Raw genomic sequence first — 14,205 nt, forward strand, 5'->3', positions numbered from 1 at the left:
TTTATCACACTTCTTTACCTAAATTTTAAACCACTGGAGCACTACTATGAGTAATTTAAAAACTGCTAGCGTATTGGCTTTTGAGCGTAACCTTGATATCTCTGACGCTTTTTTTGCTCAAAAAAACAGTCAAAATAAAGACAGCAAAGCGCAGCCTGTCACTATTAAAGAAAAATCAGTGCGCGGTACTATTAGTAACCGTCTAAAAAACCCTGAAAAAATTGACCCTGCTAAACTAGATGCTGAAATCGAAAAAGCTAACTTACAACGTGTAGATTCTGCCGCGTTAGACGAGGACTGCGATACCTTAGTAGTGACTTGGAGTTGCAAGGTACTACCCTTTTCAGGTAAGCCTAGCGTTTGTAACGATCAAGCTTATCAACAAGCTTTAGTTTCGACTGTACAGAATTATTTAGAAAACCAAGGCGTCAGTGAGTTGGCACGCCGCTACGCTACTAATATCGCTAATGCACGCTGGTTATGGCGTAACCGCGTAGGCGCTGAAAGTATTCAAGTTAATGTTAGTTGTACCGTTGATGGTAATGCGCATAGCTTTGACTTTGATGCTAAATCGATCTCGTTACGTGGCTTCGATGAGGAAGCGACAAAAAACGACGATATCAAGCAACTTGCCAGTCTTATTGAGAAGGGATTAAACGATGACGCCTTTATTATTTTATATATTAGAGCTGCTGCCGTCATGGGCTACGGTCAAGAAGTGTATCCTTCGCAAGAACTAGTACTTGATACTGGCAAAACGAAATCTAAAGAACTCTACCAAATCAATGGTAAAGCAGGCATGCACTCACAAAAAGTCAGTAATGCTATCCGTACTATCGATGACTGGTATCCTGATGCCGAGTTCCCTATCGCGGTTGAGCCATATGGCGCGGTGACCACACTAGGTACGGCGTTTCGTCAGCCTAAAGCTAAGATGGACTTTTATACTCTATTTGACAATTGGGTATTAAAAGGCGATGCACCAGATATTGAGCAACAACATTACGTGATGGGTGTACTTATCCGTGGCGGCGTGTTTGGTGCCAGTGGCAAGGAGTAAGCTATGACTGACTCAACCAACCTGAACTATTTCCAAGAAATAACCATCATCCCTGATCCTGAGATTGCGCCCTACTTTATTTGGAGTAAGCTGTTTACCCAACTGCATATTGCATTAGCGGAGATGAAAAATGAGCACGGCATCAAGTCCATCGGTGTCAGCTTCCCTGATTATCATTATGATGAGAAGGGTAAATCATCCAAGCTTGGTCTAAAGATTCGCGTCTTTGCACCTAGCCAAAAGGATTTGGAAACTTTAAACCTTGATAAGTGGTTAGATAGATTGACTGACTATGTGCATGTTAAAGGCATCAAAAAAGTGCCGACGGATAAAGTAACGAGCTATTTCAGCGTACATCGTTACCGCTTTAAACCTCTAGACGTGCAAGCGCAAACCTTGTCAGATAAGTTGAATATTAGTTATGACGAGGCAATGGCAACAGTCGCCAAACGCAAATCCGAGATGCCATTGCCTTTCATCCAAATGCACAGCCAAACCAATAACAGCAATTACGTATTGAAGGTTCTGCAGCAACCTTGTAGTGAGGCGACCGCAGGTAGCTTTAACAGTTATGGTATGAATGGCATGCGTGATACGGTTACTGTGCCACATTGGTAAGCGAATTAAATGGTAATGATGAATTACCCGAAGATTGGGAGTAAAAACCCTTTTTTGAGCTATTTAAAAACATGCAATGAAATCAAACAGTTACGATAGGGCAAAAAATGGAGGGTAAAATAGGGTATTTTGCCTTCTACGCCTTGTCGTAACTGATTTTTTAGAGGTACAATTCCTCTTCACCACCGCATAGGTGGCTTAGAAAAAGGAGCACAGAGAGCTACTAGCGACCGCTAGCTTCACCACCGCATAGGTGGCTTAGAAACTTCACCGTTTTCAGTATTAGAAATCATCTTGCTTCACCACCGCATAGGTGGCTTAGAAAGCCACGGTCGGGGTGGTGCTTCATGATAAGCGCTTCACCACCGCATAGGTGGCTTAGAAAATATTGACGGTAAGCGCATAAACCAAACCGCCCTTCACCACCGCATAGGTGGCTTAGAAACTATAACGAGCTGTACCGTCTTTAGTTTTACGCTTCACCACCGCATAGGTGGCTTAGAAAATTCGATGCAAATTCTTCCAGTTTTTCTATAGCTTCACCACCGCATAGGTGGCTTAGAAACTCACGGTCAATACGAATGACCGCCCTATAACCTTCACCACCGCATAGGTGGCTTAGAAATTAATTAACAGTTATTTAGGTGAGCTATTAGCCTTCACCACCGCATAGGTGGCTTAGAAAGTCATTAATGCTCATGCGGTCAGCGCCTCACCCTTCACCACCGCATAGGTGGCTTAGAAATGCCTAAATTTTGGACAGCCATTAATTATATGCTTCACCACCGCATAGGTGGCTTAGAAATGCGCCCTCACCTCCTTGTTTGATTAGGGTTACTTCACCACCGCATAGGTGGCTTAGAAATCACCGATGTTTCTATCATCGGCAAAGACCGCCTTCACCACCGCATAGGTGGCTTAGAAATGTGCTTGACTGGTACAACCAAACGCTGACAACTTCACCACCGCATAGGTGGCTTAGAAAGTCATGGCATCAAGCTCACTTGGCACATTAACCTTCACCACCGCATAGGTGGCTTAGAAATTTATGCAGATTTTGCATAGTGCTAATAAACGCTTCACCACCGCATAGGTGGCTTAGAAATTTGACCATGCAGGGTGTGAAATCTCAACACACTTCACCACCGCATAGGTGGCTTAGAAAATGTGCGAACTAACCAACGAGCAAGTCTTTAGCTTCACCACCGCATAGGTGGCTTAGAAAAGTTTTAAATGCTCAGTCTTATTCAATGGCGTCTTCACCACCGCATAGGTGGCTTAGAAAATTGGCATGCCTTTTTTCGTATTGCTGTAGTTCTTCACCACCGCATAGGTGGCTTAGAAATCACGCCTGCCTTTATCACGTTCAAAAGCCTGCTTCACCACCGCATAGGTGGCTTAGAAAAAACGGCGGCATCATTCAAAGCCTTGCTGATACTTCACCACCGCATAGGTGGCTTAGAAAGTGCTGAACCTTGCTGAACGTGTCGTCTTTATCTTCACCACCGCATAGGTGGCTTAGAAACCATGTTGATGTTGTTCTTGCGAGCAAACTTACTTCACCACCGCATAGGTGGCTTAGAAATGATAGATTCTATGCAGAAAAACATTGACCCTCTTCACCACCGCATAGGTGGCTTAGAAAATTAATAGATATATTCTGCTGACCTCCCTCACCTTCACCACCGCATAGGTGGCTTAGAAAATTTGCTCTAAGTCGATATCCGCAGTGCTTAGCTTCACCACCGCATAGGTGGCTTAGAAAACTATGCGGTAAGGTACTGATACGCTGAGCAGCTTCACCACCGCATAGGTGGCTTAGAAAGACAAAACATCAACCTATTAAGCGTAGGCGATCTTCACCACCGCATAGGTGGCTTAGAAACGTGATCAGTAAAGACCAAATCTACACAAACACTTCACCACCGCATAGGTGGCTTAGAAATACTTACCCACAGATTAGGGATATCTTTTACCCTTCACCACCGCATAGGTGGCTTAGAAAGCCGACAGAATGAAAGCACTTGATAACGTGGCCTTCACCACCGCATAGGTGGCTTAGAAAATAGCGCCGCCGCCGACGTTCGTTTTTGCGTCCTTCACCACCGCATAGGTGGCTTAGAAAAATGACGAAACTTCTTAGCCTCAGTGGTGCGACTTCACCACCGCATAGGTGGCTTAGAAATTTGATATTCGAGCCGATAGATTCAGTATATCCTTCACCACCGCATAGGTGGCTTAGAAATACACCGTTAAGGACAACGACAATGAAATCAACTTCACCACCGCATAGGTGGCTTAGAAAATTGACTAGCGACGGTTATATCGATGACTACGCTTCACCACCGCATAGGTGGCTTAGAAAGTGCTATCAGTGCGTTTGATGTGCAGTCTAACCTTCACCACCGCATAGGTGGCTTAGAAAGTCTAATGGTGTTTTAAAGTTAATGTTATCTACTTCACCACCGCATAGGTGGCTTAGAAAGACACGCTTGCCAGCATTGGCAGTGATAATGCCTTCACCACCGCATAGGTGGCTTAGAAAAGTACGCAGTCAGGAGCACCGCGAGCAGTTATCTTCACCACCGCATAGGTGGCTTAGAAAACGACCCAGTATCACGTACTACATAAGATAAACTTCACCACCGCATAGGTGGCTTAGAAAACTTCACTAGATAACCAACAAAAAAGGCTGCCCTTCACCACCGCATAGGTGGCTTAGAAAAACCATGCAAACAACCAATCAGCTAACAGCCACTTCACCACCGCATAGGTGGCTTAGAAAAATGAGTTTATGCGCGGTGTGACCGATGAAGGCTTCACCACCGCATAGGTGGCTTAGAAACAAACGTGTTCAGCCTCAGCACTTGTAAATGGCTTCACCACCGCATAGGTGGCTTAGAAACGTACGTGGTAGCTTAATCCATGTGCCGTCATCTTCACCACCGCATAGGTGGCTTAGAAAGTGCTATCAGTGCGTTTGATGTGCAGTCTAACCTTCACCACCGCATAGGTGGCTTAGAAAGTCTAATGGTGTTTTAAAGTTAATGTTATCTACTTCACCACCGCATAGGTGGCTTAGAAAGACACGCTTGCCAGCATTGGCAGTGATAATGCCTTCACCACCGCATAGGTGGCTTAGAAAAGTACGCAGTCAGGAGCACCGCGAGCAGTTATCTTCACCACCGCATAGGTGGCTTAGAAAACGACCCAGTATCACGTACTACATAAGATAAACTTCACCACCGCATAGGTGGCTTAGAAAACTTCACTAGATAACCAACAAAAAAGGCTGCCCTTCACCACCGCATAGGTGGCTTAGAAAAACCATGCAAACAACCAATCAGCTAACAGCCACTTCACCACCGCATAGGTGGCTTAGAAATGCACGATGTAATCATAAACATCAAGCGGCTGCTTCACCACCGCATAGGTGGCTTAGAAATTGTACGTGATTGATGACCTTGCTGATAAGCTCTTCACCACCGCATAGGTGGCTTAGAAATCTATTGTTGTTAATTCTTTTCCATTGTTGAACTTCACCACCGCATAGGTGGCTTAGAAACATTTCAGCGCCAACCAATCGGCTAAACTTCTCTTCACCACCGCATAGGTGGCTTAGAAAGGTATCAACGCCGTTAATAATGTCGCAAAGCGCTTCACCACCGCATAGGTGGCTTAGAAAAATAATAATTACCTTGTTTACGCCTCTCATAACTTCACCACCGCATAGGTGGCTTAGAAAACCTACACCATCAGGTTCAGTACCTAACTTTATCTTCACCACCGCATAGGTGGCTTAGAAATGACTTTAATCATGATGCTTCTAAACTGCTAACTTCACCACCGCATAGGTGGCTTAGAAAATTTATTAACGATAAAGATGAAGTGGGTATAGCTTCACCACCGCATAGGTGGCTTAGAAATATGTCATAGCGCACATATTGACTTGGGTGTACTTCACCACCGCATAGGTGGCTTAGAAATGAAAATGGCTGGGGTGATGTTGACGGATTGACTTCACCACCGCATAGGTGGCTTAGAAAGTCTGCGCTGATGCCTAATACATCAAAATCCACTTCACCACCGCATAGGTGGCTTAGAAATAGAATACACCTAGGGGATAAAATAGAAAATCCTTCACCACCGCATAGGTGGCTTAGAAAGCGAGCAGGATAACGTTGAGTTTTTATGCACCCTTCACCACCGCATAGGTGGCTTAGAAAAAACTACGGAGAATGAGCATGAGCAACCTAGACTTCACCACCGCATAGGTGGCTTAGAAAATAACGGACGCTTAGAGCTTGCACAGCAACACCTTCACCACCGCATAGGTGGCTTAGAAAATTGACCGTGCCCTGCTTTACATTTAGAGCCTCTTCACCACCGCATAGGTGGCTTAGAAAACCCAAACATTGCGCCAAAAGCGTTCGTTCAACTTCATCACCGCATAGGTGACTTAGAAAATTGGCAAGCTAAGGTCAGACAGATTTTACAACTTCACCACCGCATAGGTGGCTTAGAAAACGTTATTGCACAGCATTGCTAACAGTAACGGCTTCACCACCGCATAGGTGGCTTAGAAAGCCTGATGGACACCCCGGTCAAGCCATTCAGTCTTCACCACCGCATAGGTGGCTTAGAAATTAGATATGCCAGTCAAGGGTTGGACTGAATTCTTCACCACCGCATAGGTGGCTTAGAAATGAGCATTCAAGTTATGCGCGTGTCAGCAAAGCTTCACCACCGCATAGGTGACTTAGAAAACCTCTGCGTGTTGTTCTGCATCTAGTGCAAACTTCATCACCGCATAAGTGACTTAGAAATGACTGATAGCCGATAAGCTCAATATCATCAACTTCATCACCGCATAGGTGACTTAGAAAAGATACCTAGATAGGTCGTGCATGGTCAATATCTTCATCACCGCATAGGTGACTTAGAAAAATCCTCGGTAAAATCAGCCCTATTCGCTGCCCTTCATCACCGCATAGGTGACTTAGAAAACTCTTGCGGTTCAAGTTCTGGCATTGCATTGCTTCATCACCGCATAGGTGACTTAGAAAAGATACCTAGATAGGTCGTGCATGGTCAATATCTTCATCACCGCATAGGTGGCTTAGAAAATTAGCGCCTAAGTAAACACTGCAAGGCTCGTCTTCATCACCGCATAGGTGACTTAGAAATTATACATTCTGCTATTTTCACCTGCAAAACCCTTCACCACCGCATAGGTGCTTAGAAAGACTGGCTCGGTCTCCACCTTGGCGACCTTATCTTCACCACCGCATAGGTGGCTTATAATTCTTGAAAATAGACTGATTAAGCACTACGCTTTTTACATAGAAGAAAATAATCAACATAAAAAAAACCAGACAGCCTAGGCCATCTGGTTATCAAATACTCTTAAATATCTATCTACTAACCGTAAGCTGTCCCCCAGAAAAACTGATGCATCCATCACAAAACCAAGATTTATGTTGTCTTGCATGGGGAATATCTGCTGGCACATCTAGTTGATAGGGACGACCGCAATACTCGCAATGTATGTCATCTAAATAAACCTGGCATTTTGCAAGCGTAGCAAACAACTCCTCAGACCTTATATTGTAATCGTAGCAAAGTATCTTTAGGTGATTGATATAGTCATTGGGTGATAAATACGACCAATATTCATAGCACAAACGCTTTGCTACATCATCTAGGCTTGAGTTGAACACAAAGTTAACACTCATGATATTCTCCTCGTTAGTAGCCATAACCAGACAGTGGTAGTAGCTCGTAAAGCTCGCTCTGTAGCTGAATACACATATCTTCAACCACATATCCAAGACTCACATCCAAGCGCTTCTGTACCCATATACGCATCGCCATATGATTGTCAAAGCAAGGCTTAACTCCTAAAAAGCGCGCTAGATTAGAGCCAGATTGAATACATAGATCATAAATCAGCATATTGGCGATAGTATTTGCATCCTCACTGACATAGCCATTAGGTTTAAACTCGGCAAATAGCTTGTTGTAATCAATAATTTTCATTTTGACGTCTCCTTGTCAGTAGATGCTTGAGTAATCTGGCTTCGATTTACGAGCGCCTCAAAAGCACTACCATCTTGGCGTGTCATATTTGGTACATAGCGACTATAAGTATTAAATAACATCTTAGTCGTCGAATGGCCCATTTGACTGGCTATCCACTCAGGACTCTCACCTGCCGCCAACCATAAAGTCGCTGCAGTATGGCGTGTTTGATAGGCGTTGCGCTTCTTCAACCGTAAAACTTTAAGTGTAGGATGCCAAATACGCTTATTCACATTGTTATAATCCAATGGCTCACCCGTATGTGAGCAAAACACATAATCCGAACGCCTATAAGAGATTTCTTGTTGCTCTTTCAGCGCCTCATAAACCCATGGAGACATTTGAATGGCGCGATAAGACTCCTGTGTTTTAGGAGGGACAATCTTGCCTTTGACTAACGCCTGCTTAATGACAATCTCACGACGATTGAAATCAACGTTATCCCATGTCAGCCCATCAATCTCACTGGTACGCATACCTGTAAAAAACCGCACCAGATAATAATGGCGATAATCCTCCCTCACGCCATTAATAAACGTCCAAACCTCCTCCAATGTGAGAGGCTGAATATCAGTTTTAGGCTGTTTGAGTGCCTTGATATCATAATAAGGATTATCAAACTTATAGCGTTTAGCGGCTTCTTTTAGTATCATACCCAGAGGTACCATTATCGAATTGATGCGTGCCGCTGACAGATGTTTGTTAGCTTTTCCGTACGTTACTTTGGCGAGCGATGAACGGAAGGCTAATACATCTGTCTTTTTTATGACATGAATGGCTTTAGTACCAAACTCAGGAAGCAAATACATATCAATAATCTCCTGTATTTTGCGCTTGTAAGTATCGCGCCACTCAATTTCCTTTTCAGAAAACCACAGTGTTGCGAACTGCTTGAAGGAAGGAACGTTGGTATTAATGCATTCCTTACGATCGTTCAAAGCCACCATTTCTGCAGCCTTATCACTTTTCGGAAAGTATTTAGCATAATTAAAAATACCTAACCTAATTTCGGCTTCCATATTCAAAATAATACTTTCAAGCTTTTTACGATTTGCCGGAGTATCTATCAGGTTTGTCGTCTCCCGACAGCGTTTGCCCATATAATAAAAATCAACAAATAGCATGTTGCTACCTTTACGTGCTCTAATGCTAGCCATCATATTTCTCCTTATTGCAGTGCCATGGCATTGATGCTACCGGTGATACCAGTGCGCATGTCTTTTTCAATTTCTTCCCAAACGTATAAAATCTTGCGACCACCAAAAGGACGTATGTAATGAATGCCCTCAATAAGTACGCTATCCTTAAGCTCATTACGGATCGTGCGCGGATTGTATTTGATACGCTCAGAAAGCTCTTGGGTTGTCAGGTAAGTGTGTGACATAATACATTCCTTATATAAAGTTTAATTATAATGGTACTTTTGAATACCATAGTTGTAATTTAACATATTTTTATAACTATGCAAGTACTTTTTACAACTAAGATTGGAGTTTCGATGTGATAGTTAATCATTTACCGACTTTGTTAGCCGAAAGAAGACTAAAGGTAGCGGATGCCGTACGCGCGACAGGAATCAGCAAAACGACGTTACATAAAATATATAACGACCAATCATCAAGAATTGATTTTGATACTATTGATAAGCTGTGTGAGTTCTTAGAAGTTGAGGTTGGAGATATCTTTGAATATGTTGCTAGCTCCGATGCGGAGAATGTACAAGCGCTAGACTCTAAGAAAAATTAGTCATAAGCTTAGGCTGTATAGTTAACTGCAGATTTAGATACGATTTGGCATATGTGTTAGACATTAAAAAGCCCAAATCACGTGATGATTTGGGCTTTCGCTAATATGGGCTTTTGAAGCATGTAAACTGCAAACATTGATAGTATTTAAGGTTGAGGTCAAAAAGCTCCATTATTTAACGAGCCGAAAATACGTTAGGCACGCCTTGGGCACATTTTAGGCACACAGAATTTTTAATAGAGTTTACTTGCGTATAGAAAAACAGAATTTTTAACTGATGTATAATTTCGATTTGCGCTACAGCCTTTATAAAACGGGCATAAAAAAAGCCCCAATCATAAAGATTGGGGCTTTCGAATCTGGTAGGCGTAACTAGATTCGAACTAGCGACCTCTACCATGTCAAGGTAGCGCTCTAACCAACTGAGCTATACGCCTATTTAGGTCATGCATTTTAGCAAGTTTTTAAAACTTTGCAAGCCTTTTCTATCACAATATTGACTTATTATGAGAATACCTAATTTTAAGCTTTATAATGAAGCACTTAAGAAAATACGGCGTTTCTAAATAGTTTCCGCTATCTAAGATAGCTCATACCTTGTAGACTTTTAATATCATAAAAACATAACTTCCTAATAGAGGCCATCACATGACTTTACGCATTCATGCCTTATTTCATACAGATTACGAAGACCTCAGCTTTATTAAGCACTGGGCAGTTAATCATCAGCACACCATTACCTACACCCGCTCTTATAATAAAGACGCCTTGCCAGTGCTCACCAGTTTTGATTGGTTAATCATAATGGGCGGGCCGATGAGCGTCCATTATGAGGACGACCATCCTTGGTTAAAAGAGGAAAAACGTCTGATTAAGCAAAGTATGGATAGCGGAAAAACAGTAATCGGTGTGTGTTTGGGTGCCCAGCTTATTGCGCATTGTTTGGGGGCGAGCGTAGAGCCAGCGGGCGTAAAAGAAATCGGTTGGCTACCTATTCAGTTAACCACAGACGCTCAAGCGCATCCTTTATTACAAGAATTGCCAAAACAGCCCTTTACCGTTTTTCATTGGCATGGCGATGGGTTTGAATATCCACAAGGAGCGATTCCGTTAGCGACATCAGCAGCATGGCCCAATCAAGGCTTCCTTTATCAAACGCCGCAGCATAAAGCGCTCGGTACTTGGGTAATGGCTTGGCAGTGTCATTTTGAAGTGACCGAAGAAAGTATCGTTAAAATGGTAGCAAATGGCAACCATGCTATTCAAAAAGGGCGGGTCGACTATCCTAAAACGGTACAATCAGCGGCTGAAATAATAGCGCTTGGCGATAAATATATCGCCGATAACAACGCGCGCTTAGCAGCCATGCTCAATCGCATAGCAAAGACTACTGACATTTAAACCTAACCTTTCAATCCTAAAAAAACTTAAAGGTTTAGCTGCTTTTTGCGCTTTTTAGCCGCAAGTTCACTTTGCTCAATCTCTAGCGGCGTTAAACCATTTTTCTTAGCTTTAAGATAACTAAGATAAGCGGGAATATGGGTCTTGCCCAAGTATTTATCCAAGTAAGGTAAAAACCCTGCATAATTGCCTTTAAATTTGGCATGATGAAAGTCATGATAGACAGGGCCTTCGTACACCGGTAATAAATGCGCGGGATTCCACGGGATATCGTAGCCGATATGCCCATCCGCGCCTTCGATTTGACGTAGAATTACCCACATCCATACCACATAAATGTGCGCCCCTAGAATGATTGGGCCTACTAACGTCAGCGACGCCGTCAATGAATACTCGACCCAGTGCATATAATTGCCATTGATACCGCAGGTATTACGAATGCGGTGGTGCACACTATGGATATTTCTTAGCAGCCACTTATTTTCGTACATATAACGGTGCATACAATAGTATAAAAAGTCATCAAGCAGCACGAAAAAAATCAACTGGGCGATGATAATATACCAAACTGGCATCTCACCATTATGCACGCCGGTCAGCTTTAACAGCGGCCAAGCCAGCACCAATAGCGCAGCTAAAATAATATTATTAATAATGATGCGGCCGATAGACGGTAATAAAAACTGTTTCATCTCAAACGGTTTTTGTTGAATTTTATATTTACGCAAGGATACCGGATCGCGCCAAGCAACTATCGTCCATGGAATGGCAACTGCCAGAAAGGCGGCCGTACTAATAGCAAGGGTCGCCATGGGGAACTGCCAAAACCAAGGGTCGTTATAAAACCCTTGCCAATACGAAAACACATCCATATGTCACCTATTGAACATTACGTTTGCAGATAAAAAACTTTGAAAGCAAATAAAGATATTAAGAACCTTTATAAGCGCTTAATAATACCAACATAAGTTAATTAATATATCACTATCTTATCCCTTATCTGGTATAGATGTCGCCATTTTTACCCCGCCATAGGTCACTAAGACGACACCCAGCGCTATCAATGACGCACCTAAAAACAGCCCTTCTGGCGGACTTTCCCCCTGTAAAAATATAGCGACAGGCACACCGACGACCGCCCCGACCGAGCCTAATAAGCTTAGTAATACTGGGCCGCCCGTTTTTTGTAGTAAAAATAACAGTAAAAACTGACCAGCGAAAACGAACGCCTGCACCACAATCAATCCTAACGGCAATATCTCTGTCATCGGCACCGCTAGTGAAAAGTGCGGCATAAGACTGACTAAACCAAGTAACACAGAGGCTGCTATCAGCATACCGGGTACAAGTGCGCTTGGAGACAGATTATCTGGCCAGTATAAGCTGCGATAAATATTGCCAATTGCTAATAACACCGGCCCGCAAAGCGCAAGCCCAATCCAAAACACACTGGCATCGGGTGCGGCAAATTTACGGGCGGCGAGCACCCCTGCTCCGGCAAGTGCAGCGACCACGCCAAGTGCACGCAGCTTAGTGAAGCGCTCTATTTTTAAGATGATTGCGGCCAGATAAGTTAGGAGCGGCGGCAGAGAGATAATTAATGCGACAAAACCTGCACCGACATGCGGAATAGCAGAGAAGAAAATGAGATTGGAGCCTGCCACACTCACTAACGCAGCCACTAGATAATAGCTCAAGGTTGGTTTGCTTAACGGCGGCAGTTCATGGCGAAAAAGCGCATAACTGAATAGAATTAACGCCGCGCCAGTGATAGACCAAAACAGAAATGCCAGCGGCGTCAGACCGACCTCGCCTGCAAATTTCGCCAAATTGGTCGAAATACCGGTTAATCCACCACCAACGATAAGACACAGCACAGGAATGAGCCACGCTTTTTTACCTTTAGCCATACCTTGCTGCGTTGACCCACTCATAAACTACCTTAATGTTAAAACGGCTATTATATTAGGTCCAGTTTTACTTATGAAGTTTAACCTTATTAGGCTTTGTTGATGCGCTCTAGAAAATTTTAATTTGAGGTAAGGACTGTTAAACCGGAGCCTTGTGGTCCACAAAAAGTATCGAATAAAGCAAAGAATACATCGGGATCAATGATTTCTTCTGGCGCAAAGACACCGCTTTGCTTTAAATGACCTTGATGTAGCAGCGGTAAAAATAGCGCTTGCGGGATTCCAGTGACCGTTGCCATTCCACCTGTGGGCGTATTGCGAATAAAAGCGCCAGCGCTGGCAGGTTGACCATTTTTGCGGCCTTGCGCATAGGCTACTAAGCCTGGAATCTCTTTTTCCTCGCTTTCGGCTAAATGGGTTTGGCGTGCTTTGCGACTATCTTTATCAGTCAATAACCGTGCTGCATCCTCAACAGCCATTTGCCCCGCCGCTACTGCCGACGCAATTTGGCGCAAATTATCAACGATATCATCGATACCAAGCATACCGTTATAGCAGTTTTTTAGCCGTGGAAAGCGCCTATTTAAAGTGACCGCTTCAGGATGCCCAAGTGACCACACATCAAGCTGACCAAGCCTTGGGAAGTCGATTTTTGAATGGGCTAATGGTTTCTTATCGACCATCTTTCCAGCTGCTAACACGCGGATATCTTCAGATAAGCAATGTATAAGATGTACCGCCGCTGCGTCAACTTGACCCTCATTGGCCGGTCTACTAAATCCATCATCGGCATTCACAGCGCCCGATAGCTTCCATGCCGACACGATAGTATCCACTTCATCCAACGCCGTTGCCGCTTTCACACACAGTAAATTAGAAATACCGGGGCTCGCGCCTAAACCAATAACGGCGGTGACATTATTTTGTTTTGCACGCGCACTTAATTTAAGCATCTCGACGGTCGGTTGCCAATCATCGCAAATGTCACAGTAGTGCTTACCTTCCTCTATGGCCGCCGTTAAAATCGGTACACCAAAGCGAAAAAAAGGCCCTGCTGAATTGAGTACCACATCGACGTCGCGAATCGCTTGGCGTAGGCTATTGTTATCTGTTACGTCCAAGTAAAGCGCGCGGACAGGTTTTTTAAGAGCTTCTGTATTTCCTCTATTTAGCGATTTGCTATTTAACTCGGCAACAAAACGCTCCGCCAGTTCACTGTCAATACCAGCGACGATAATCTCGCTAACAAAATCAAAGCTCATCGCCGCACGCACCGCAGCACGCCCCATGCCGCCACTACCACCTATGGCCAATACTTTCATAAAAACGTCCTTGTTCAGTTTTACATTTACTAAAAGTCGGCTTAAAAAAATTCAGCTAACTATTGCT

At 43.7% G+C, this 14,205-nt stretch carries 10 protein-coding genes, 1 tRNA gene and 1 CRISPR repeat array; of the genes, 4 read left to right on the forward strand and 7 right to left on the reverse strand.

The annotated features are described in order from the left end of the window. Nucleotides 1-46 precede the first annotated feature (46 nt). Nucleotides 47-1,060, forward strand: a complete 1,014-nt coding sequence (gene csy3, locus ACP7AA_RS01285; RefSeq protein ID WP_426222408.1) for a type I-F CRISPR-associated protein Csy3 — start codon at nt 47-49, stop codon at nt 1,058-1,060. A 3-nt stretch (nt 1,061-1,063) separates the two neighbouring features. After that, the gene (gene cas6f / locus ACP7AA_RS01290) at nt 1,064-1,678 is read left to right on the forward strand and encodes a type I-F CRISPR-associated endoribonuclease Cas6/Csy4 (RefSeq protein ID WP_227514975.1); all 615 of its coding nucleotides are present in this window, start codon (nt 1,064-1,066) and stop codon (nt 1,676-1,678) included. 177 nt (nt 1,679-1,855) lie between these two features. Continuing rightward, nucleotides 1,856-6,864: direct repeats of the CRISPR family, unit length 28 nt; unit sequence CTTCACCACCGCATAGGTGGCTTAGAAA. 562 nt (nt 6,865-7,426) lie between these two features. Here cas6f and ACP7AA_RS01295 read toward each other — a convergent pair. From ACP7AA_RS01295 to ACP7AA_RS01305, 3 genes are read right to left on the reverse strand one after another with little or no spacing between them, the layout of a single operon-like run. Further along, on the reverse strand, nt 7,427-7,717 hold the full coding sequence (locus tag ACP7AA_RS01295) for a hypothetical protein (RefSeq protein ID WP_426222409.1): 291 nt from the start codon (nt 7,715-7,717) through the stop codon (nt 7,427-7,429). Next, nucleotides 7,714-8,916 carry a site-specific integrase gene (locus ACP7AA_RS01300; RefSeq protein ID WP_289050843.1) on the reverse strand — a complete coding sequence of 401 codons (1,203 nt, stop codon included), beginning with the start codon at nt 8,914-8,916 and terminating at the stop codon, nt 7,714-7,716. The genes ACP7AA_RS01295 and ACP7AA_RS01300 overlap by 4 nt, the downstream gene beginning before the upstream one ends. Before the next feature lie 11 nt (nt 8,917-8,927). Then, the gene (locus ACP7AA_RS01305; RefSeq protein WP_011959964.1) at nt 8,928-9,143 is read right to left on the reverse strand and encodes a hypothetical protein; all 216 of its coding nucleotides are present in this window, start codon (nt 9,141-9,143) and stop codon (nt 8,928-8,930) included. A 116-nt stretch (nt 9,144-9,259) separates the two neighbouring features. Between ACP7AA_RS01305 and ACP7AA_RS01310 the strand changes: the two genes are divergently transcribed. Further along, nucleotides 9,260-9,505, forward strand: coding sequence for a helix-turn-helix domain-containing protein (locus ACP7AA_RS01310; protein ID WP_426222410.1), 246 nt, complete (start codon nt 9,260-9,262; stop codon nt 9,503-9,505). A 360-nt stretch (nt 9,506-9,865) separates the two neighbouring features. On the opposite strand, the gene ACP7AA_RS01315 is transcribed toward ACP7AA_RS01310, so the two are convergent. Beyond that, nucleotides 9,866-9,942 (reverse strand) — tRNA-Val (locus tag ACP7AA_RS01315). Nucleotides 9,943-10,153: 211 nt separating this feature from the next. Between ACP7AA_RS01315 and ACP7AA_RS01320 the strand changes: the two genes are divergently transcribed. Beyond that, on the forward strand, nt 10,154-10,906 hold the full coding sequence (locus tag ACP7AA_RS01320; protein WP_426222411.1) for a type 1 glutamine amidotransferase: 753 nt from the start codon (nt 10,154-10,156) through the stop codon (nt 10,904-10,906). Between the two features lie 26 nt (nt 10,907-10,932). On the opposite strand, the gene ACP7AA_RS01325 is transcribed toward ACP7AA_RS01320, so the two are convergent. The 3 genes from ACP7AA_RS01325 to ACP7AA_RS01335 all read right to left on the reverse strand — a co-directional run bounded on the left by ACP7AA_RS01325 (nt 10,933) and on the right by ACP7AA_RS01335 (nt 14,138). Next, a complete protein-coding gene (locus tag ACP7AA_RS01325) occupies nt 10,933-11,778 on the reverse strand; it encodes a sterol desaturase family protein (protein ID WP_426222412.1) in 846 nt (281 codons plus the stop codon). Between the two features lie 117 nt (nt 11,779-11,895). Beyond that, nucleotides 11,896-12,840 carry a DMT family transporter gene (locus ACP7AA_RS01330; protein ID WP_426222413.1) on the reverse strand — a complete coding sequence of 315 codons (945 nt, stop codon included), beginning with the start codon at nt 12,838-12,840 and terminating at the stop codon, nt 11,896-11,898. A gap of 95 nt (nt 12,841-12,935) precedes the next feature. Continuing rightward, nucleotides 12,936-14,138 (reverse strand): saccharopine dehydrogenase family protein, encoded by a 1,203-nt coding sequence (locus tag ACP7AA_RS01335; RefSeq protein WP_426222414.1) that lies wholly within the window; start codon nt 14,136-14,138, stop codon nt 12,936-12,938. Between the last annotated feature and the right edge of the window lie 67 nt (nt 14,139-14,205).

Source organism: Psychrobacter sp. DWR1-2-3 (assembly GCF_049896465.1).
Taxonomy (GTDB): Bacteria; Pseudomonadota; Gammaproteobacteria; order Pseudomonadales; family Moraxellaceae; genus Psychrobacter; species Psychrobacter maritimus.

Coding starts and splice junctions, on each gene's coding strand:
- ACP7AA_RS01325 (WP_426222412.1), bottom strand. CDS start 11,778: ATGGATGTGTTTTCGTATTGGCAAGGGTTTTATAACGACCCTTGGTTT.
- ACP7AA_RS01335 (WP_426222414.1), bottom strand. CDS start 14,138: ATGAAAGTATTGGCCATAGGTGGTAGTGGCGGCATGGGGCGTGCTGCG.
- ACP7AA_RS01300 (WP_289050843.1), bottom strand. CDS start 8,916: ATGGCTAGCATTAGAGCACGTAAAGGTAGCAACATGCTATTTGTTGAT.
- ACP7AA_RS01305 (WP_011959964.1), bottom strand. CDS start 9,143: ATGTCACACACTTACCTGACAACCCAAGAGCTTTCTGAGCGTATCAAA.
- ACP7AA_RS01295 (WP_426222409.1), bottom strand. CDS start 7,717: ATGAAAATTATTGATTACAACAAGCTATTTGCCGAGTTTAAACCTAAT.
- ACP7AA_RS01330 (WP_426222413.1), bottom strand. CDS start 12,840: ATGAGTGGGTCAACGCAGCAAGGTATGGCTAAAGGTAAAAAAGCGTGG.
- csy3 (WP_426222408.1), top strand. CDS start 47: ATGAGTAATTTAAAAACTGCTAGCGTATTGGCTTTTGAGCGTAACCTT.
- ACP7AA_RS01320 (WP_426222411.1), top strand. CDS start 10,154: ATGACTTTACGCATTCATGCCTTATTTCATACAGATTACGAAGACCTC.
- cas6f (WP_227514975.1), top strand. CDS start 1,064: ATGACTGACTCAACCAACCTGAACTATTTCCAAGAAATAACCATCATC.